Genomic DNA, 20,365 nt, shown 5'->3' on the forward strand with positions numbered 1-20,365 from the left:
CGGAGGTGTGCGCCATGGGAGACGCCGCGTCGCGGCTGACCGCTCTCGCCGAGGAGTTTCTGGGAGAAAAGCTGCCGGTCCGTATCCGGGCCTGGGACGGCAGCAGCTCGGGACCGCCCGGCGCCCCCGAGCTGATCATCCGGCACCGCCGCGCACTGCGCCGACTGCTCTGGAAGCCGGGCGAGCTGGGCCTGGCCCGCGCCTGGGTGGCCGGCGACCTCGACGTCGAGGGCGATCTGTACGAGGCCCTGGGCCTGCTGGCCGCACTGATCTGGGAACGGGGCGACGGAACCGGCAGAACCGGGACCGGGCTCCTGGACCCGGTCCGCGACCCCAAGGTACGGGCCTTCGCCAAGGGGCTGCTGCGCATGGCCGGCCCCTGGACCCCGCCGCCCCCGCCGGCCGAGGAGATGAGCCGCCGGACCGGCCCGCTCCACACCAAGGGCCGCGACAAGGCGGCCATCAGCCACCACTACGACGTCGGCAACGACTTCTACGCCCTGGTCCTCGGCCCGTCCATGGTCTACTCCTGCGCCTACTGGGAGGACGGCTCCACCCTGGAGGACGCCCAGCGCGACAAGCTCGATCTGGTCTGCCGCAAGCTCGGGCTGAAGGAGGGCGACCGGCTGCTGGACGTCGGCTGCGGCTGGGGCTCCATGGCCATCCACGCCGCCCGCGAGTACGGCGCCCGGGTCACCGGGGTCACCCTCTCCGTCGAACAGGCCGCCTTCGCCCGCAAGCGCATCGCGGAGGAGGGGCTGACCGACCGGATCGAGATCCGCGTCCAGGACTACCGGGACGTCAGGGACGGCCCCTACGACGCGATCTCGTCGATCGGCATGGCCGAGCACGTCGGCTCGGTCCGCTTCCGCGAGTACGCCGATGACCTGTACGCCCTGCTGAAGCCCGGCGGACGGCTGCTCAACCACCAGATCGCCCGCCGCCCCGAGCCGGACGAATCCGCCTACCACGTGGACGCGTTCATCGACGCCTACGTCTTCCCGGACGGCGAACTGGCCCCGCTGGGCCGGACCGTCAGCACCCTGGAGGAGGCCGGCTTCGAGGCCCGGGACGTCGAGTCGCTCCGCGAGCACTACGCGCTGACCCTCCGCCGCTGGGTCGCCAACCTGGAACAGCACTGGGACCGGGCGGTACGGATGACCTCGCCCGGCCGGGCGAGGATCTGGCGCCTCTACATGGCCGCCTCCGCCCTCTCCTTCGAGCGCAACAGGATCGGCGTCAACCAGATCCTGGCGGTGCGCCCGGCGGAGGGCGGGACCTCCGGGCTGCCGCTACGGGCCCGCGCCTGGACCGCACCCGCGACCGGCTGACCGTCCGTCACACGGAACGGGGGCCGGTGCGCGCAGCGTACGTACACTGCGCGCACCGGCCCCCGGCCGGGCTCCGCGGGGCTACCGCAACCCCGCTACTGCGACTTGATCGCGGTCAGCATGTTGAGCTTCGCTGCGCTCCGGGCCGGCCAGAGCGCGGCCAGCACGCCCACCGCCCCCGCCAGCGCCAGGAAGATCGCGATCCGGCCCCACGGGAGGACCAGCACGTACCCCGGGATGTCCGAGGCGATGGTCTTCCCGATCGCCCAGCCGAGGAACACCCCGAGCCCGATCCCTACCACCGCGCCGAAGAGCGAGATGACGACGGCCTCCAGCCGGATCATGCGCTTCACCCGGCGCCGGTCCAGCCCGATGGCCCGCAGCATGCCGATCTCCTGCTGGCGCTCGAAGACCGACATCGCCAGGGTGTTGACGACCCCGAGGACCGCGATGATCAGGGCCATCGCCAGCAGCCCGTACATGATGTTCATCGCGAGGTTGACCGAGCCGCCGAACATGTTGCGGATGTCCTGGCGGTCCATGATGCTGACCGCCGGGTTGTTGCCCAGCGCGTCGACCACGGCCTGCTCGTTGGCGCCGCTCGCGCCGCCGTCCGTCGTCAGCCAGATCTCCCGGATGCTGGTGGTCTCGCTGTGCTGGGCGGCGAGGTCCGTCGAGACCAGGACCGGCGAGAGGAAGGTGTTCTCCTCGAAGACGGCGCCGACGCGCAGCTCGCCCTTCTTCCCGTTGTCGAACTTCACCGGCAGGGTGTCGCCGGTCTTCCAGCCCTTGGACTCGGAGGTCTTGTCGGAGACGGCGATCTCGCCCTTGCCGAGCGTGTCGAGCGAGCCGGAGACGGTCTTCAGCGAGAAGACCTTCCGCAGGTCGGCGGCGGAGACGGCGGAGGCGCCCTGGTAGTCGCCCTTGACCTCGATGCCGGTGTACTGGTTCGGCGAGACGGCCGAGACCTTGCCGGCCTTCTCCAGCGCGGTGAGCGCCGACTTGTCGAGGGACTGGCCGTTGGCCATCGTCACCAGGTAGTCGGCCTTGAGGTTGTCCGTCGTCGCCCGGTCGACCGCCTGGCCGAGGGTGACGCCGAGCACCGAGATGCCGGTGACGAGGGTGAGGCCGATGGCCAGCGCGGAGGCGGTGGTGCCGGTCCGGCGCGGGTTGCGGACCGCGTTCTGCGCGGCCAGCTTCCCGGAGACGCCGAACACCTTCCGCAGCAGCGGGCGGACCAGGGCGATCACCGGCCGGGAGAGCAGCGGGATCAGCACGATGACACCGATCAGCGCGAGGAAGGCACCCGCGGCGATGACGGTCCGGCCGGTCGATTCGCCCTTGACCGCGCCGCCCACGATGGCCGCGAAGCCCAGCAGGCTGATCACCGAACCGATCGAGTTGCGCAGCACCAGGGACTTCACGGTGGCCGTCGCGTGCACGCTGTTCATCGCGGCGACCGGCGGGATCTTCGCGGCCCGGCGGGCGGGCAGCCAGGCGGCCAGCACGGTGACCACGACACCGACGGCGAACGAGGCGACGACCGCGGTGGGCGAGACGACCAGCGGGCCGGCCGGGATCTTGGCGCCGAACGCGCCCATCGCGGAGCGCAGCGCGGTCGCGAGGCCGAGTCCGAGGACGAAGCCGATGACCGAGGCGATCACACCGACGAAGGCCGCTTCGAGCAGCACCGAGCGCTTGACCTGGCGGCGGGAGGCGCCGACGGCGCGCATCAGGGCCAGCTCCTTCGTGCGCTGGGCGACCAGCATCGTGAAGGTGTTGGCGATCAGGAAGATGCCGACGAACAGGGCGATGCCGGCGAAGGCCAGCAGCATGGTGTTGATGCTGGTCAGGCTGCGGGCGATGTCCGAGGCCTGCTCGTCCGCGAGCTCCTGGCCCGTCTTGGCCTCGGCGTCCTTGGGCAGCAGCGGCTTCACCTCGGCCAGCAGCTTGTCGGCGGAGGCGCCGGTCGCCGCCGAGACGGTGACCTCCTGGAACTCGCCGGGGCGCAGGTAGAGCTTCTGGGCGACCTCGGTGTCGAAGAGCACCAGGCTGCCGCCCGCGTTGACCGCGCCGTCCTCGGTGGTGAAGACACCGGAGAGGGTGTACTCCTTCACCGGCCCGTTGGTGGCGACCCGGACCCGGTCACCGACGTGGTACTTGCCCTTCTCGGCGGTGTCCGCGTCGAGCGCGATCCGGTCGGCGGCGGCCGGACCGGCACCGTCCGTGAAGGTGTACGCGGGGTCCTTGCCGTCCTTGGCGGGGGAGTAGTTGGCCCCGGTGTTCGACCAGCCGTTGCCGATGAGCTTGCCGTCGGGGTCGGCGACGCCGGCGAAGCCGGAGACCCGGCCGGTGGCGGTCTTGACGCCGTCCAGGCCCTGGATCTTCGCCAGGGTGGCGGCGTCGACGCCGTGGGACTTCTCGTCGTCCCGGTCGGGGTACGTGGTGACGGCGACGGCGACGTCGTCGTAGCTCTTCGCCGACTGGTTGCGCAGGGCGTTGCCGAGGGAGTCGGTGAAGACCAGGGTGCCGGAGACGAAGGCCACGCCGAGCATCACGGCGAGGACGGTCATCAGCAGCCTGGCCTTGTGCGCGAGCACATTGCGCAGGGCGGTACGGAACATGTCTGTCAGTCCTGGGATCGGGAAGTGGTCCGGAGGTCGCGGGGCAGGGCGGGCATCAGCTGGTGCGGCCCTTGGCGTCGAACGCCTTCATCCGGTCCAGGACCCCGTCCGCGGTGGGGTGCATCATCTGGTCGACGATCCGGCCGTCCGCGAGGAAGATGACCCGGTCCGCGTAGGAGGCGGCCGCCGGGTCGTGGGTCACCATCACCACGGTCTGGCCCATCTCGCGCACCGAGTTGCGCAGGAAGCCGAGGACCTCCGCGCCGGAGCGGGAGTCCAGGTTGCCGGTCGGCTCGTCACCGAAGATGATCTCCGGCCGGGAGGCCAGGGCGCGGGCCACCGCGACGCGCTGCTGCTGGCCGCCGGAGAGCTCGGTGGGCCGGTGGGTCAGCCGGTCGGAGAGCCCGACCATGTCGATGACCCGGCGCACCCACTCGGCGTCGGGCTTGCGGCCCGCGATGTCCATGGGGAGCGTGATGTTCTCGTGCGCCGTCAGCGTCGGCAGCAGGTTGAACGACTGGAAGATGAAGCCGATCTTGTCCCGGCGGAGCTGGGTGAGCTGCTTGTCCTTGAGGGCGCCGAGCTCGGTGTCACCGATCCGCACCGAGCCGCTGCTGAAGCTGTCGAGCCCGGCCACGCAGTGCATCAGCGTGGACTTGCCGGAGCCGGAGGGGCCCATGATCGCGGTGAACTCGCCGCGCGGGAAGTCCACGGTGACCTGGTCGAGGGCGGTGACCCTGGTCTCGCCCTCTCCGTAGACCTTGGACAGATCCGTGGCGCGTGCGGCCACCGTGGTGACGCTGGGTGCGGTGGAAATGGTGGTCACGGGACTCTCCTGATTCGGGCTCCGGCCGAGGCTCGTCCGGCCTTGTTCGGGGACTGTTCGGTACCCCTCAATCCTCCTGGCCGTCCCGGCGCGGATCGTCAGTCCGCATGCCCGTTCCTCGGGCCGTCTTGAGTCGCATCGGCGGTTCCCGGGGTCATCCTGCGGTATGACACCCTCCCCGAGGCCCATCACTCGGGAGGGCTACAACGGGGGGCGGCCGGAGAGGCGGCGGGCGGGCGGCCTTGGCGCCCCTTACCCGGTCGGGTGGCGTGCGCGTGGCGAGAACAGGCGCACGCCCGGCGGCCGCGCCGCCCGAGTGCGGCGACTTTACGTCAATTCGGCTGGCTTGCCGCCGTGCCCCATACCCTGCCCAGGCATGTGACGATGCCCCTTCAGGAGTGCTGACGGGTCCTCAAGCGGTCAATAAAATAAGACAACATCGCCCCAGAGATCCGCTGTTCGGGCGAGGTACCCCGATAGGGTCATGTGCCAACGCGGAGCCGCGCGCCAGCCTGGATGGTGGAATGCAGACACGGCGAGCTTAAACCTCGCTGCCCCTCGGGGGCGTACCGGTTCGAGTCCGGTTCCAGGCACCACTTCTTACCGGGCGGCCGGACGGATCCGCCGCTTCCGCCACTTTTCCTCGGCCCCGGGGCCCCGCCCCGGCGCGGCCCGAATCCGCCGATCCGGCTGCGCCCCCTTGTTCGAGTGGGCCGATGCCGTACCGGTTGGTCTGAACGTTACTGGACGGCGGGCTGGAGGGTAAGGGGCGATCCGGAATTCCGCCGGGGGCGCGTTCGGGGCGCATAGAGCTGCGACATGTATTAATTGCGAAAATATGCAATTCGCTACATGCTTTGTTCTGAAGTACCTGCGATCCGAGCGGGTGAGTCCGGCGTGTCGAACTGCGTCCCGGAGCCTCCGGGGCCGAAGGGGGTCCGAGATCGTGCCGGTTCCGGGAAGCCCAGGTCATCACGGATTACGTGTCCTCTCCTCACGGCTCGCGCACCGGGTGCGCGCGCTCCTGCCCCACCGGTCCGACGTCGCGGCCATGCGCCGCAACCCGCGCCGCGACCTGCTGGCCGGGATCACCGTCGCCATTGTGGCGCTCCCGCTCGCGCTCGGCTTCGGGGTCTCCTCCGGGCTCGGCGCCGAGGCGGGGCTCGCGACCGCGGTGGTGGCCGGGGCGCTGGCGGCGCTCTTCGGCGGCTCCAACCTCCAGGTCTCCGGGCCGACCGGGGCGATGACGGTCGTGCTGGTGCCGATCGTCGCCGCCCACGGGCCCGGCGGCGTACTGACCGTCGGGGTGCTGGCGGGGATCCTGCTGATCGGCCTCGCCCTGCTGCGGGCGGGCCGGTACATGCGGTACGTGCCGGCGCCGGTGGTGGAGGGATTCACCCTGGGCATCGCCTGCGTCATCGCGCTCCAGCAGGTGCCGGGCGCGCTCGGCGTGCCCAAGCCCGAGGGCGAGAAGGTGCTGGTGGTGGCCTGGCGGGCGGTCGGGGAGTTCGCGAAGGCGCCGAACTGGACCGCACTCGGCCTCGCCGCCGGGGTGGCGGCCGTGATGCTGCTGGGCGCCCGGCTGCGGCCCACCGTCCCGTTCTCGATCGTCGCGGTGATCGCCGCGACCGTGGCCGTCGAGGTGTTCGAGCCGCCCGGGGCGCGGCCGATCGGCGCGCTGCCGTCCGGGCTGCCCGTCCCCTCCCTGGACTTCCTCGACACGGCGGCGCTGGGCTCGCTGCTGGCGCCCGCCGTCGCGGTGGCCGCCCTCGCCGCGCTGGAGTCGCTGCTGTCGGCCACCGTCGCCGACGGGATGACGGTCGGTCAGCACCACGACCCGGACCGCGAACTGTTCGGGCAGGGGGTCGCGAACCTGGCCGCCCCGCTCTTCGGCGGGGTCCCGGCCACCGCCGCCATCGCCCGTACCGCGGTCAACGTCCGTACGGGGGCGGGCTCGCGGCTCGCCGCGCTCACCCACGCCGCCGTCCTCGCCGTGATCGTCTTCGCGGCGGCCCCGCTCGTCTCCCGTATCCCGCTCGCCGCGCTGGCGGGCGTGCTGCTGGCCACCGCGGTCCGCATGGTCGAGGTCGGCGCGCTGCGGGCGATGGCCCGCGCCACCCGGTCCGACGCCGCGGTCCTGGTCCTGACGGCCGTCGCCACCCTCGTCCTCGACCTGGTCCAGGCGGTGATCATCGGCCTGGTGGTGGCCGGGGCGCTGGCCCTGCGGGCGGTGGCCGGGCAGGCCCGGATGGACCGGCTGGAACTGCGCGCCGAACTCCCCGGCGACCACGGCGAGGAGGAGTACGCGCTTCTGGCCGAGCACATCGTCGTCTACCGGATCGACGGTCCGCTCTTCTTCGCCGGGGCCCACCGCTTCCTCCTCGAACTCTCCGAGATCGCCGGCGTCCGGGTGGTCGTCCTGCGGATGTCGCGAATCACGACCGTGGACGCCACCGGCGCCCTGGTCCTCAAGGACGCCGTACAGAAGCTCGCGCGGCGCGGCATCACCGTCCTGGCCTCCGGGATCAGGCCCGGCCAGCGCCGGACGCTGGAGGCCGTGGGCGCCCTGGAGCCGCTGCGTCCCTACGGACGGGACTACCCCACCACCCCCGAGGCGGTGGCGGCGGCCCGCGCCCGTCTCCGGGACGGCGTCCGGGACATGAGGGCATAGAGGCGCAGGGGGCGTAGGGGCGGGCGTAGGGGCGGAATCGCCGAGCCGGATGTCCGAGTTGGCTAAAGTTGGCAATTCGCGAGGTCGGCATGGTGGGGCGGGCGCGCGAGGATGGCCCCATGGCGAAATGTTTTGGGTGGACGCGATGCACGGGACACGCACGGCCGCGACGGGCCGACCGGTCGGCCGGGGCCGGGGACGCGAGGCCGCTGCGATGAGTACGCCGCTCTACCAACTGAAGGCCGAGTTCTTCAAGACCCTCGGCCACCCCGTACGCATCCGGGTGCTGGAGCTCCTCAGCGAGCGGGAGCACGCGGTCTCCGAGATGCTGTCCGAGATCGGCGTCGAGCCCGCCCACCTCTCGCAGCAACTGGCCGTCCTGCGCCGGGCGAACCTGGTGGTCACCCGGCGGGAGGGCTCGGGGGTCTACTACTCGCTGGCCAACCCCCAGGTCGCGGAGTTGCTGAAGGTCGCCCGGACGATCCTCTCCGGGGTCCTCGCCGGCCAGGCCGAACTGCTGGCGGACCTGCGCGCGGCGGAGTAGCGCGAAGGACGGGCGACCGGCCGGGGTAGGGCCTTCCCTACCTCGGCCGTCCTGGGTCGCCCCAGCGTGAATCCGGTGGTCAGCGCCATGGGAAGCGGTTTCGTGCGTCCGTAGCGTCTTCGGCGTACGGACCTCGCCGTGAGGTCCGGGCTACCAGGAGGGCCACCGCCGATGACCACCGCACGACGTCCCGGGAAGATCGCCGCGATCGCCGGGGCCGCCGCCCTCGCGCTGCTGACGACCGCCTGCGAGGACGCCGCGAAGTCCGCCGCACCCGGCAAGTCCACCCGGTCCGCCCCGGCCTCCGACGCCGCTGTGCAGCGGTCCATCGACGAGGCCGTGGAGCAGGGGATTCCCGGTGTGCAGGTGGTGTTCTCCGGCCCCGGCGGCAGCCGCGTCCTGAGGGCGGGCACCGGGGACACCGCCACCGGCGAGCCGATCCCCGACGACGCCCGGGTCCGGATCGGCAGCAACACCAAGGCGTTCTTGGCCGCCGTCGTGATGCAGCTCGTGGACGAGGGACGGGTGGACCTGGACGGGAGCGTCGGGCACTACCTGCCCGGCGTGGTCGAGGGCAAGGGAATCGACGGTGACCGGATCACGGTGCGCGACCTCCTCCAGCACACCAGCGGGCTCACCGACTACGTGGCGGCCGGCAAGGCGCGGCCGGAGGACGTCCTGCCCGGCCAGCTCCAGGTCGCGGTGAGCGAGGAACCCATCGGTCACTACACCCCCGAACAGCTGGTGAAGATCGCCATGTCGCTGCCGCCCGGCCCCGGCACCAAGGACATGGCCGTCTACTCGAACACCAACTACATCCTGCTCGGAATGCTCGTCGAGAAGGTGACCGGCCACCCGGCGGCCGACGAGATCACCACCCGGATCATCGACCGGCTCGGGCTGAAGAACACCTACTTCCCGAAGCCCCACGAGACCACGATCCGGGGTCCGCACGTTCATGGCTACCACCGGATCGACGGCAAGCGGATCGACGTCACCGACGGCGACGTCTCCTGGGGGAGCACGGCGGGTGCCATGATCGGCACCGGCGCCGACCTCAACACCTTCTTCACCGCCCTGCTCCGGGGCGAGCTGGTGTCGAAGGAGCGGCTCGCCGAGATGAAGCGCACCCTGCCGCTCGACAAGAACCCGAAGGACGGATACGGCCTCGGGCTCGTCCGGATCAGCAACTCCTGTGGCAAGGAGATCTGGGGACACGGCGGCGGCATCCCGGGATTCACCACCGCGGGGGGTGTGGACCCCGAGGGACGCGCGGTCACGATCACCTTCAACCACGTGGCGATGGACGAGAGGACCGGCGAGGCGGTGGCCAGGGCCATCGACACCACGCTCTGCGCGAAGTGACCGTCGTCCGCCTGCCCGCCCGCAGCGGCGCGGGCGGGCGACGGGGCGCAGAAGGCGGTGGCGCCGGGCTGTCGGTTGCGTAAAGATCCTCCCCAAGCACTAGCCTGATTGTTTTGCCTACCCATTACTCTTGTGGGAAGGCCGCGCAGGGCGGCCATGGAGGAGTGAGATGAGGAGCAGCAACCCGGTCTTCTCGCGACGGGGCTTCAGCCGCGACAACGGATACGCGGGCTTCAACACGGCGCCGCAGGCCGGGGCCCCCGCAGCGGGCACCAACCCGTACGCGCAGGGCACCGCCGCGAACCCGTACGCCACCAACCCCTACGCCCAGCCGGACGCCCAGCTCGGCGCCCCGCAGGCACCGACGCGCACCGGCGCGATGACGATCGACGACGTCGTCACGCGCACGGCCATCACGCTGGGCACCGTGGTGCTCGGCGCCGCGGCCGCCTGGTGGCTGCTGCCGGTCGACGAGGCGAACCTCGGCAAGTCGTACGGCATCGCGATCGGCGCCGCCCTGGTGGCGTTCGTCCTGTCGCTCATCCAGTCCTTCAAGCGCAAGCCGGTTCCGGCGCTGATCGTCTCGTACGCGGCCTTCGAGGGCGTCTTCCTCGGAGTGATCTCCAGCGCGGTCAGCACGTACATCGGACCGGGCGTCGTGATGCAGGCGGTGATGGGCACCATGTGTGTCTTCGCCGGTGTGCTCTTCGCGTACAAGATGCGCTGGATCCGCGTCACCCGCCGGTTCTACGGCTTCGTGATGGCCGCGGCCATGGGCTTCATGCTCCTGATGGTCGTGAACCTGCTGTTCTCCGTCTTCGGCGGCGGTGACGGCCTGGGCTTCCGCAGCGGCGGTCTCGGCATCCTCTTCGGTGTCATCGGGATCATCCTCGGCGCCTGCTTCCTGGCCCTGGACTTCAAGCAGGTCGAGGACGGCATCGCCTTCGGCGCGCCCCGCGAGGAGTCCTGGCTGGCCGCCTTCGGCCTCACCATGACCCTGGTGTGGATCTACCTGGAGATGCTGCGTCTGCTCTCCATCCTCAGCGGCGACGACTGATCCGTCGGCTCCGCGCCCGTACGACCCGTACGGAGGAACGGCCCGCAGGCACCGCCTGCGGGCCGTTCCCGCGTTCCGGGGGCGGGGGCGGGGCGCGGTTCCCGTTGGCCACCGTCCCGCCGGGGCGCGTAGGGTCGCGGGGTGCTCGATACGACCCCGCTGACCATCGCCGTCGACCGCTTCGCCGACCGGCTGCGCGCCGCCCCGCAGAGCCGGCTGCGGCGTGGTGCCGCCGCCGAGGGGCTGGCCGCGGCCCGCGAGCTGGCGCGGCGCGCCCAGCTGATCGAGGCGCCGGACCGGGAGCCGTACGCGCTGCCGGACGCCGGGCTCTTCACGGTCGGCGACCAGCTCGCCGTGGCCGGGCGCGATCTGGCCCTGGCACTGGAAACGGCCTCGTCGGCGGAGCTGGACGAGGCCGTGCGAGAGGTGAACGAGGCCGCCGCGCGGGCGTTCGCGTAGCGGCGGGAGCCGGGGGCGGCCGAGCGCCGCGCCCGGTCAGAGCGAGGCGATGACGCGGTCGGCGAGGATGTAGACGTTCTCCGTGCCGCAGGAGAACGTCAGGGCGTACGCGCCGGAGACGCCGGAGCCGCCGAGCAGGACCGGGTGCTCACCGGCGAGCACGGAATCGGCCAGCCGCTCGGCCGTCTCGCGGTGGCCCGGGGTCATACAGAGCGTGGTGCCGTCGGCGAAGACGTAGACGTCGAGCGTGCCGAGCGGGCCGGGGCGCACGTCGGAGAGCTCCGTACGGTTCTCGGCCAGCTCCTCCAGGCGGAGCACGGTGCGCTCGTGGTCGGTGACGACCGGGGTCCGCACCGGTACGAAGTCGGGGTGCGAGGGGTGGCGGCGGCGGGCGGCGGCCAGCTCGGGGGAGTCCTCGGCGACCTCCGCCGGGCCGGGCAGCTCGACCGGCTCCGCGGACTCGGCCAGCTCCGCCAGCTCGTCGAGGGCCTCGGCGGTCTCGGCGTCGATCGCCTCGAAGCCCACGAGGTCGGCCTGGCGGGGCAGGAAGTACGCGGCGTCCTCGCCCAGGCCGGTCAGCCCGCCCAGCAGGGAGGGGGCGTCGGCGGCGTCGCGGGCCTCCTGGGTGGCCCAGAAGGCGCGGGCCTCGGCCAGCTCGCGCTCCCGCTCCTCGGCGAGGGCCTCGGCGACGGCGGCACGTATCTCGGCCACGGGGGTGGCGTCGCAGCCCCGGTTCTGGGCGGGCACGGTGGCACCGCGCCCGCGGGCGTCCTCGGCCAGCTCGGTACGGAGGGCCTTCACCTGCCCCCGCAGCCCGTGAGCAGCATGCAGAGCGGCGACGCCCACGGCCGTGGCGGCGGCGGTGGTCAGCAACAGGGCAACAGACATGGCGCTCACTGACATACTCCCGGTTTCAATCGATCCCCGACGTTCCTACCTCAGCTTGGCCCCCGACCGCGCCCGGTGTCAGTGCATTACGTCACGAATTGGACAGGTCTTTGGGCCTCGGGTTTAACCCCAATACGGCTATGACCTGCGGATATGCCTCTCCCCCAGGAGAAAGGTCACATCCTGGGGGAGATTCGGTCACGCTCGGAACTCGGCTGGGACCGGTCGGATCCGGCCTGTATCGGCCGGATCCCGCTGGACCCGGGGCGGGGAGGGGTGGGGCAGGACCGGCCCCGCGGGACCGGCCGGGGCGCCGGGCGTCAGCTCAGCCGCTCGATGACCATCGCCATGCCCTGACCGCCGCCCACGCACATGGTCTCCAGACCGAACTGCTTGTCGTGGAACTGGAGGCTGTTGATCAGGGTGGTGGTGATGCGGGCGCCGGTCATGCCGAACGGGTGGCCGACGGCGATGGCGCCGCCGTTGACGTTGACCTTCTCCAGCGGCAGGCCGAGGTCGCGGTAGGAGGGGATCACCTGGGCGGCGAACGCCTCGTTGATCTCGGCCAGGTCGATGTCGTCGATGGTCAGCCCGGCCCGCTTCAGCGCCTGCTTGCTGGCCTCGACCGGCCCGTACCCCATGATCTCGGGGGAGAGGCCGCTGACGCCGGTCGAGACGATCCGGGCCAGCGGGGTCAGGCCCAGCTCGCGCGCCTTGGTGTCGGACATGATGACGAGCGCGGCGGCGCCGTCGTTGAGCGGGCAGCAGTTGCCCGCGGTGACCAGGCCGTCCGGGCGGAACACCGGCTTCAGGCCCTGCACGCCCTCCAGCGTGACGCCCGCGCGCGGACCGTCGTCCTTCGAGACGACCGTGCCGTCCGGGGTGGTCACCGGGGTGATCTCCCGCTCCCAGAAGCCCTTCTTCAGGGCCTCCTCGGCGAGGTTCTGCGAGCGGACGCCGAACTCGTCCATGTCCTGACGGGTGACGCCCTTGAAGCGGGCCAGGTTCTCCGCCGTCTGCCCCATCGCGATGTAGGCGTCCGGCACGAGGCCGTCCTCGCGCGGGTCGTGCCAGCCCTCGCCGCCCTGCTCCGCGCGGGCCGCGGTGCGGGCCTCCGCGTCGGCGAACAGCGGATTGTGGGTGTCGGGCCAGCTGTCGGAGTTGCCCTTCGCGAACCGGGACACCATCTCGACACCGGCCGAGATGAAGACGTCGCCCTCGCCGGCCTTGATGGCGTGCAGCGCCATCCGGCTGGTCTGGAGCGACGACGAGCAGTAGCGGGTGATCGTGCAGCCGGGAAGGTGGTCCATCCCCAGCTGCACCGCGACGATGCGGCCCAGGTTGTTGCCCTGCTCGCCGCCGGGGAGGCCGCAGCCGAGCATCAGGTCGTCGATGTCCCGCGGGTCCAGCTCGGGGATCCTGTCCAGCGCGGTCCGGATGATCGTGGCGGTCAGGTCGTCCGCGCGCAGGTCCTTCAGCGAGCCCTTGAAGGCCCGGCCGATCGGGGAACGGGCGGCAGAGACGATCACTGCTTCGGGCATCACGCGGCTCCATGGGTGCTGGAAGGCGGGTTCTGACGGGTACGGGCGCTGCGGCGGGTACCGAATGGGAAGTTACCTGTACGTACGGCACCGGGTCACCGGGCAGTGCGTGTGACGCCGCCCTCTTTTCTAAGCGACCGCTCGGTCGATCCCCCGGGCCGGGGCGCCGGGGGACCGCCGGGCCGACCGCTCAGTCGACCGGCCGGGGAGTCTCGGGAGGCATTTCCGCGCCGTCGTCGCGGGCGGTCCCGGGGGGCGGTGGGCCCGTACGGTCCTCCCGGGCGGCCGCCGGGGGCGTCCTCCCCTCCGCGGCTGTGCCCGATCCCGTCTCCGCCGCCCGGTGCGGGGCGGGCTCCGACGCGGTGGGCAGGCGCCGCCGCCTGCGGTGCTTGAGCAGCGCCCAGGGCGCCCGCGCCGCCGTGACCTCCGTACCGGCCTCCCGGGCCGCCTGGGAGGCCGCCTTGGCCACCGGCAGCATGTCCTCGCGCCGGGCCCCGTCCAGCCGGTCGGACTCCGGCCACAGCCCCAGCGCCGCGCAGAGCGTCGGCAGCACGGCCATCGCCGCCGTGGCGTACCCCTCCGCCGACGGGTGGTAGTTGTCCGGTCCGAACAGCTCCCGCGGATTGGCCTCGAACTCCGGACCGAGCAGATCGCCCAGCGACACCGTGCGCCCGCCCTGCTCCACCGAGCCGATCGTCTGCGCCGCGGCCAGCTGGCGGCTCACCCGCCGGGCCAGCCAGCGCAGCGGCTGGTAGACCGGCTCGATCGTGCCCAGGTCCGGGCAGGTGCCGACGACCACCTCCGCGCCCGCCGTCCGCAGCCTGCGCACGGCGGTGGTCAGACAGCGCACCGACTGGGTGGCCGGGATGCGGTGCGTCACGTCGTTCGCACCGATCATGATCACGCAGACGTCCGGGACCCCGGAGACGTCGGAGAGCAGCAGCGAGACCTGTCGTTCCAGATCGTCCGACCGGGCCCCCGGCCGGCCCACGTTGCGCAGGTCGACCGGCCGCTCGGAGACCGCCGCGAGCCCCGAGGCCAGCAGCGCCCCCGGGGTCTGCCCGGCCCGGCGCACCCCCTGCCCGACCGCCGTCGAATCCCCCAGCAGCCCCAGCCGCAGGGGCTCCGCGGGCCCCGCGAACGCCACCCCGTACCGGCCGTCCGCGCTCGGTGGCACCGGTGCGATACCCCCGCCCACCTGCCGCTTCGCCAGATGGACCTCCGCCAGCAGGACGCCGACCGCCGCGGCGCCGAGCAGTCCGACGCTGCCCCCGCCGTAGGCCGCGCCCGCCGCGATCCGCCGTGCCACGCGTGCTCTTGACACAGTCCGGTCCACCTCCTCGTCGCCGTACCCCGTACATACAGCTAACTGCCCCGTACGGACGGTCGCTCAATCGCCTGTCCGAAGGCTTCGCCCGATCCCCCGCCCGTACGCATACGCTTGCCGGACCATTACGGAGACCCCGGAGTAGACGGTGCAATTCCACGATTCGATGATCAGTCTCGTCGGCAACACCCCGCTGGTGCGGCTGCGCAATGTGACGGCCGGTATCCAGGCAACGGTCCTGGCGAAGGTCGAGTACTTCAACCCTGGAGGCTCGGTCAAGGACCGGATCGCCCTGCGCATGATCGAGGCCGCCGAGCAGAGCGGCGAGCTGGAGCCGGGCGGCACCATCGTCGAGCCGACCAGTGGCAACACCGGTGTCGGCCTGGCGATCGTCGCCCAGCAGAAGGGGTACAAGTGCATTTTCGTGTGCCCGGACAAGGTGTCCACGGACAAGATCAATGTGCTGCGCGCCTACGGTGCCGAGGTCGTCGTCTGCCCGACGGCCGTCGACCCCGAGCACCCCGACTCGTACTACAACGTCTCCGACCGGCTGGTCCGTGAGACCCCCGGGGCCTGGAAGCCGGACCAGTACTCCAACCCCAACAACCCGCGTTCCCACTACGAGACCACCGGTCCGGAGCTGTGGGAGCAGACGGAGGGGAAGATCACCCACTTCGTCGCGGGCGTCGGCACCGGCGGCACGATCAGCGGTACCGGCCGCTATCTGAAGGAGGTCAGCGACGGCGCGGTGAAGGTGATCGGCGCGGACCCGGAGGGCTCGGTGTACTCCGGCGGCTCCGGGCGGCCCTACCTCGTCGAGGGCGTCGGCGAGGACTTCTGGCCGAGCGCCTACGACCGCACGGTCACGGACGAGATCGTCGCCGTGTCCGACAAGGACTCCTTCCAGATGACCCGCCGCCTCGCCAAGGAGGAGGGGCTGCTGGTCGGGGGCTCCTGCGGGATGGCGGTGGTCGGCGCGCTGGAGGTCGCCAAGCGGCTCGGCCCGGACGACGTGGTCGTCGTCCTGCTGCCGGACAGCGGCCGCGGGTACCTTAGTAAAATTTTCAACGACGAATGGATGGCTGACTACGGGTTCCTGGAGGACTCCGGTCCGTCGGCCCGGGTCGGGGACGTGCTGGACCACAAGGAGGGCCCGATCCCGACGCTCGTCCACATGCACCCCGAGGAGACCGTCGGCGAGGCGATCGACGTGCTGCGCGAGTACGGCGTCTCGCAGATGCCGATCGTGAAGCCGGGGGCCGGGCACCCGGACGTGATGGCCGCCGAGGTCATCGGCTCGGTGGTGGAGCGGGAACTGCTGAACGCGCTCTTCGCCCAGAGGGCCTCGCTCTCCGACCCGCTGGAGAAGCACATGTCGCCGCCGCTGCCGCAGGTCGGCTCCGGCGAGCCGGTCGAGGACCTGATGGCGGTGCTCGGCGGTACGAACACGGCGGACGCGGCGATCGTGCTGGTGGAGGGCAAGCCGAAGGGCGTGGTCAGCCGCCAGGACCTGCTGGCCTTCCTCGCGAAGGACGCGTCGGCCGGCAAGGCGTAGGGCGCGTCCGGCGGATCACGGCCGGGCTTCGCGAAAACGGTACGGGGACGACACATGCGCGCAGCACCGGCTTAACACGGGTCCGGCAGATTGGCGGGTGTCGGCGGGGAAGCCCGCCGGCACCCGGAACGGCGACACGGACTACGGAGCGGCTCCCGGACCTCCACCGTCGCCAGGACGCGGCCACCGGCCCTGACCCGGCCCGCGTCCGCCGCGGGGACCGCCGTCGTCCCGCCCCCTGGGATTCCCGGGGGTGCGGCGGTCCCCGCGTCGGTTCCGGGCCCTCCAGGGCCTGTTCTCAGTCCTCCCAGTCGGATCGCGCGCGGAGCGCGGCCCCCTGATGGCCGTGGCCGCGGAGCGCCTGCACCGCGTTGACGGCGACGATCCCCAGCCAGGCGACGATCAGTCCCCCGGTGCCGGCGGTCGAGGCGCCGATGGCCGACAGCGGGACGGCCAGGACCAGCGAGACGATCCCGAATCCATGGCGCTCGGCGAAGCCCGCCAGCCGGTGCTGCGGATGGCGGGCCCGCCGGACGACGTCCACCCGCTGCTCGGCGAGATGACGGCGCACCCGGCGGTCGAGCATGTGGTCCATCCGCTGGTCGACCTTCTCCAGGAAGGACTCCACGAGCGCGGGCTCGTACTCCGGGCCCAGCTCCTCACGGGCCCGGAGGGCGGCGTCGAGCTCGCTCCTGAGCTCGGGGTCTCCGGATTTCATGCCCTTCAGGCTAGGAGCCGCCCGCCCCGCGCACAGTGGGGCTGTCCCCCCTCTTCTCCCGGGGGAGCGCCGCACGGCGGGCCTCTCGCGGGGGTGCGCCGTACGGCCGGTCCTCTCCCCGGGGAGTGCCGCACCGCGGGCCGGCCGGGCGCCCGGAAAGTCGTCCGTAACATCCGCCCCCGCCGGTGCGTGTATCCGGTGGGAACAGTTCCTGGGGGATGGACGGATGAGCGGAGGGAAGGGGGGACGATGCCGACGGGGGCCGAGGATTTCGACGCGTTCTACACGGCCACGGCCAAGAGGCTGGTCGCCACCGTGTACGCCACGACCGGCGATCTGGCCGAGGCGGAGGACGCGGTGCAGGAGGCATACGTACGGGCGTGGCAGCGCTGGGACCGGCTGGTGCGCGAGGGGGACCCGCTGCCCTGGGTGCGGACGGTGGCGGTCCGGCTGGCGATCAGCACCTGGCGCAGGACGCGCAACCGGGTGCGTGCCCACTTCCGGCACGGCCCGCCCGCGAACGCGCCCGGACTGTCGGCGGACCGGGTGGCGCTGATGGACGCGCTCGGTGAGCTGACCGCCGAACAGCGCCGGGCCGTGGTCCTGCACCATCTGCTGGACCTGCCGGTGGAGGACGTGGCGCGGGAGACGGGAGTGTCGAACGGTGCGGTACGGACCCGGCTCCACCGGGCCCGCAAGGTGCTGGGCGAGCGGCTGGCCGATCCCGTGGTCACCGCCGGGCGAGTGAGGAGTGCCGACCATGGCTGAGGCCGAGGAACTGCTGGACGGTGTCGCGGTGCGGCTGCCCGCCGCCGAGGAGATCCGGCGGCGCGGGCAGCGGCGCCGGGCGCGTCGCAGAGCGGGCGCGGCCACGTTGTGCGCGGCCGCGCTGCTGACCGGCGCGTGGGCCCTGCTGCCGGGCGGGGCGGACCGGTCGCAGGACCGCCGGGGCACGGTGGCCACCGCGCCGGAGAACCCGTTCCGCAAGAACGGTGTGGTCCAGAACCTCCCCGCGCGGGACGTACCGCTGGACGACATCTGGCACTGGAAGCAGACCGATGGAGAGCCCGTCGCCTCCGGTGCCCGGGGCGATGTCCTGAACCGGGCCGGGCTCGCGGAGTTCTGCATGACCACCATGACCGGGAAGGGGCCCGACAGGGCCGCTTACACCTCGGGGTACCGAGGGGCGCGCGGTGCCGTGGCCCGGCAGTGCGTCGTCGACTACAGCGCGGGCGCGGCCGTGGCCCGGGACGAGCTGCTGGCGGTCTTCACCCGTCTGGAGACGGAGGGCCTGCGCCGGGTGTCGGGCGAACCGGCGGACGTACCGGGCGGACCGGACCGGGCGCCCGAGGACATACCGGAGGAACTGGCGGACCAGGAGGGGACCCTCGCCTGGGCCGGGAAGGTGGAGGGCCATACGCTGCGGGTCTTCACGCAGCGGTGGAAGTCCTGGGTCTCGGTCGTCGGGATCGTGGACGGCGCGTCCTGAGTGGTCCGCCTGAGCGGTCTGTCCTGAGCGGTGCGTCCTCGCGCCGGGGGCGGTACGGTCCCGGGTCCGGGCGGTGCGGCCCCGGGCCCCGGGGCCCGGCGGTACGGCCCCTGGTTACCAGTGGTCCGGTGCTCCGGCTGCATATGGACATGCAGCTGCCATCCTGACTGAATGGATGTGCCGGCCCGCAGGGATGCGCCGGCGCCGGACCGTCCGGACCGGGGCGCGCCGCATCGAAGGACCGACAGGTCTTCGACGGGCTCGCGGACCGGCGGGGTCCGGGGATCGACAGGTTATCGACGGGTTCACGGGCCGACGGGCCCACGGACCGACCGAGGGGACAGCATGAGCGGGAGCGGCCCGGCCGCGCGGTTGCAGCGGCTCTTCGAGGGGCACCGGCTCACCCCCACCCAGCGCCGTATCGCGCACTCGATGGTGCGCAGGGCGGGGGACGTGCCGTTCCTGTCGAGCGTGGAGCTGGCCGAGCTCGCCGGGGTCAGCCAGCCGTCCGTGACCCGGTTCGCCGTGGCGCTCGGCTTCGACGGCTATCCGGCGCTCCGCAAGCACCTGCGGGAGATCGCCCCCGCCGGGGCCGCGCCGGGCGACGGGGACGACGCGCCCAACGAGTACCAGCAGGCGGTGCTCGGCGAGATCGAGAACCTCCGCCACCTGGCCGAGCTGCTCGCCGACCCCGGGCCCGTCGAGCACGCGGGCAGGGTGCTGGCGGCCTCGCGCCCGCTGCCGGTCCTCGGGCTGCGGGCCGCCTCCTCGCAGGCGCGCGGCTTCGGGTACTTCGCGGCCAAGGTCCACCCCGACGTCCGGGTGCTCGACGAGGGCGGCAGCATGCTCCAGGACCGGATCGACGCGGCCCGCCGCGCCGGGGCCACCGCGCTGATCTGCTTCGCGCTGCCCCGCCACCCGAAGGAGGTGGTGGACGCCCTCGCGTACGCCCGGGAGCAGGGGCTGACCGTCGTGTCGGTCGCGGATTCCGCCTTCGCGCCCGTCGCCCGCCACAGCGACCTGCTGATCCCGGCCGGCGTCGGTACCGGGCTCGCCTTCGACACCGCGTGCGCCCCCATGCTGCTCGGGCGGGTCTTGCTGGAGTCGATGTGCGACGCGCTGCCCGGCGCACAGGCCCGGCTGGAGGAGTTCGACGCGGGGGCGGCGGCCCGGGGCCTGTTCGTCGAGTGAGACCGGCCGCGGTCGCGACGGCCCCGGCAGACGCCCCGGCGCGCCGGGCCCGTGCCCGGTCCCGTGCCCGGTCCCGGAGAATCGGGCCATGCTCGAACTGCTGCCGGGGACCGGCGTGGGACTGCCGGGCGGAGCCGGGACGCTCCGGTTCGGGACGGGGCCCGAGGAGGCCGCGGCCCTGCTGGAGGCGGCCGCGCCGCGGACGTACCGGGGATTGCGGTGTGGCTCGTTGACGCTCCCGGAGTACGCCGAACGGCGCCACGCCCATGACGCCTGGCTCTCCGGCTACCTCCACCAGCCGGACTGGACCGTGGTCGCCGTCTTCGGCGGGTTGCAGGTGACCCTGGACGGCGGGGGACCGGGCGCGCCGGATCGGCTCGCGGGGATCAGGATCACGGTCTCCGCGCCCGGTGCGCCGGACGCGGGGGCGGTGTGGGACGGCATCGACCTGTTCGGGCACCCCTCCGAGGAGGTCCTCGCCGTACTCCCGGAACCGGCCCGGCCGCCCGGGGCGCGGGGGTGGGTGGCGGTGCCGGGGCTCTCGCTCCGGCTGGGCGGGGAGCACGTCCCGGCCGGGGAACCGTGGCGCGACCTCGTCCTCAGCGGGGCCGGGCACGAGGGGTGGGAGTGCTGCTGCCCGGGCCGCTTCGGCTGTCTGAACGGGGGAAACGGCCTGGTCGGGCTCATGCTCTGACCGTCGCACGGCTCCTCCCCGTTTCTCAGACGCCCCTCATCCGCGCCCACTACCCTCCGCCCCGAGCCGCCCGCGAGGAGCCGGG

Annotated in this window: 17 protein-coding genes and 1 tRNA gene; 12 read left to right on the forward strand and 6 right to left on the reverse strand. The window is 72.5% G+C overall.

The features are described 5' to 3' along the window. Positions 1-14: 14 nt before the first annotated feature. Entirely contained in the window at positions 15-1,331 is a 1,317-nt protein-coding gene (locus ACF08W_RS06370; RefSeq protein WP_392278602.1) for a class I SAM-dependent methyltransferase, read from the forward strand. Between the two features lie 95 nt (positions 1,332-1,426). Here ACF08W_RS06370 and ACF08W_RS06375 read toward each other — a convergent pair whose 3' ends face one another. Both ACF08W_RS06375 and ACF08W_RS06380 read right to left on the reverse strand, forming a co-directional pair. Then, entirely contained in the window at positions 1,427-3,955 is a 2,529-nt protein-coding gene (locus ACF08W_RS06375; protein WP_385206595.1) for an ABC transporter permease, read from the reverse strand. Positions 3,956-4,010: 55 nt separating this feature from the next. After that, positions 4,011-4,781 carry an ABC transporter ATP-binding protein gene (locus ACF08W_RS06380; protein WP_352276967.1) on the reverse strand — a complete coding sequence of 257 codons (771 nt, stop codon included), beginning with the start codon at positions 4,779-4,781 and terminating at the stop codon, positions 4,011-4,013. Positions 4,782-5,291: 510 nt separating this feature from the next. Here ACF08W_RS06380 and ACF08W_RS06385 point away from each other — a divergent pair. The 6 genes from ACF08W_RS06385 (at position 5,292) to ACF08W_RS06410 (ending at position 10,877) form a co-directional block, all read left to right on the forward strand. Continuing rightward, a tRNA-Leu gene (locus tag ACF08W_RS06385) sits at positions 5,292-5,377 on the forward strand. A gap of 455 nt (positions 5,378-5,832) precedes the next feature. Further along, positions 5,833-7,452: a SulP family inorganic anion transporter gene (locus ACF08W_RS06390; RefSeq protein WP_392278653.1), complete on the forward strand. Its 1,620-nt coding sequence runs from the start codon at positions 5,833-5,835 to the stop codon at positions 7,450-7,452. A gap of 214 nt (positions 7,453-7,666) precedes the next feature. Continuing rightward, a complete protein-coding gene (locus ACF08W_RS06395) occupies positions 7,667-7,996 on the forward strand; it encodes a metalloregulator ArsR/SmtB family transcription factor (protein ID WP_352276968.1) in 330 nt (109 codons plus the stop codon). 171 nt (positions 7,997-8,167) lie between these two features. Continuing rightward, positions 8,168-9,361, forward strand: coding sequence for a serine hydrolase domain-containing protein (locus ACF08W_RS06400; protein ID WP_392278603.1), 1,194 nt, complete (start codon positions 8,168-8,170; stop codon positions 9,359-9,361). Positions 9,362-9,530: 169 nt separating this feature from the next. Beyond that, positions 9,531-10,418, forward strand: coding sequence for a Bax inhibitor-1/YccA family protein (locus ACF08W_RS06405; RefSeq protein ID WP_352276969.1), 888 nt, complete (start codon positions 9,531-9,533; stop codon positions 10,416-10,418). 141 nt (positions 10,419-10,559) lie between these two features. Then, positions 10,560-10,877: a hypothetical protein gene (locus ACF08W_RS06410; protein WP_385206586.1), complete on the forward strand. Its 318-nt coding sequence runs from the start codon at positions 10,560-10,562 to the stop codon at positions 10,875-10,877. Positions 10,878-10,913: 36 nt separating this feature from the next. On the opposite strand, the gene ACF08W_RS06415 is transcribed toward ACF08W_RS06410, so the two are convergent. From ACF08W_RS06415 to ACF08W_RS06425, 3 genes are all read right to left on the reverse strand, one after another. Then, positions 10,914-11,765: a hypothetical protein gene (locus tag ACF08W_RS06415; protein ID WP_392278604.1), complete on the reverse strand. Its 852-nt coding sequence runs from the start codon at positions 11,763-11,765 to the stop codon at positions 10,914-10,916. A gap of 320 nt (positions 11,766-12,085) precedes the next feature. Next, the gene (locus tag ACF08W_RS06420) at positions 12,086-13,306 is read right to left on the reverse strand and encodes an acetyl-CoA C-acetyltransferase (RefSeq protein ID WP_352276974.1); all 1,221 of its coding nucleotides are present in this window, start codon (positions 13,304-13,306) and stop codon (positions 12,086-12,088) included. Positions 13,307-13,496: 190 nt separating this feature from the next. Beyond that, positions 13,497-14,615: an SGNH/GDSL hydrolase family protein gene (locus ACF08W_RS06425; protein WP_385206579.1), complete on the reverse strand. Its 1,119-nt coding sequence runs from the start codon at positions 14,613-14,615 to the stop codon at positions 13,497-13,499. 166 nt (positions 14,616-14,781) lie between these two features. Here ACF08W_RS06425 and ACF08W_RS06430 point away from each other — a divergent pair, with 166 nt between their 5' ends. After that, the gene (locus ACF08W_RS06430) at positions 14,782-16,188 is read left to right on the forward strand and encodes a cystathionine beta-synthase (protein ID WP_352276977.1); all 1,407 of its coding nucleotides are present in this window, start codon (positions 14,782-14,784) and stop codon (positions 16,186-16,188) included. A gap of 298 nt (positions 16,189-16,486) precedes the next feature. Here the strand turns inward: ACF08W_RS06430 and ACF08W_RS06435 are convergent, their stop codons facing one another. After that, entirely contained in the window at positions 16,487-16,906 is a 420-nt protein-coding gene (locus ACF08W_RS06435) for a hypothetical protein (protein WP_392278605.1), read from the reverse strand. Positions 16,907-17,155: 249 nt separating this feature from the next. Here ACF08W_RS06435 and ACF08W_RS06440 point away from each other — a divergent pair, with 249 nt between their 5' ends. From ACF08W_RS06440 to ACF08W_RS06455, 4 genes are all read left to right on the forward strand, one after another. Next, on the forward strand, positions 17,156-17,674 hold the full coding sequence (locus ACF08W_RS06440; protein WP_385206572.1) for a SigE family RNA polymerase sigma factor: 519 nt from the start codon (positions 17,156-17,158) through the stop codon (positions 17,672-17,674). After that, on the forward strand, positions 17,667-18,395 hold the full coding sequence (locus ACF08W_RS06445) for a hypothetical protein (protein ID WP_392278606.1): 729 nt from the start codon (positions 17,667-17,669) through the stop codon (positions 18,393-18,395). The genes ACF08W_RS06440 and ACF08W_RS06445 overlap by 8 nt, the downstream gene beginning before the upstream one ends. Positions 18,396-18,740: 345 nt before the next feature. Continuing rightward, positions 18,741-19,586, forward strand: coding sequence for a MurR/RpiR family transcriptional regulator (locus ACF08W_RS06450; protein WP_352276982.1), 846 nt, complete (start codon positions 18,741-18,743; stop codon positions 19,584-19,586). A gap of 88 nt (positions 19,587-19,674) precedes the next feature. Then, the gene (locus ACF08W_RS06455; RefSeq protein WP_385206564.1) at positions 19,675-20,280 is read left to right on the forward strand and encodes a hypothetical protein; all 606 of its coding nucleotides are present in this window, start codon (positions 19,675-19,677) and stop codon (positions 20,278-20,280) included. The last annotated feature ends 85 nt before the right edge of the window (positions 20,281-20,365 follow it).

It is taken from the genome of Streptomyces sp. NPDC015144 (assembly GCF_043079735.1).
Taxonomy (GTDB): Bacteria; Actinomycetota; Actinomycetes; order Streptomycetales; family Streptomycetaceae; genus Streptomyces.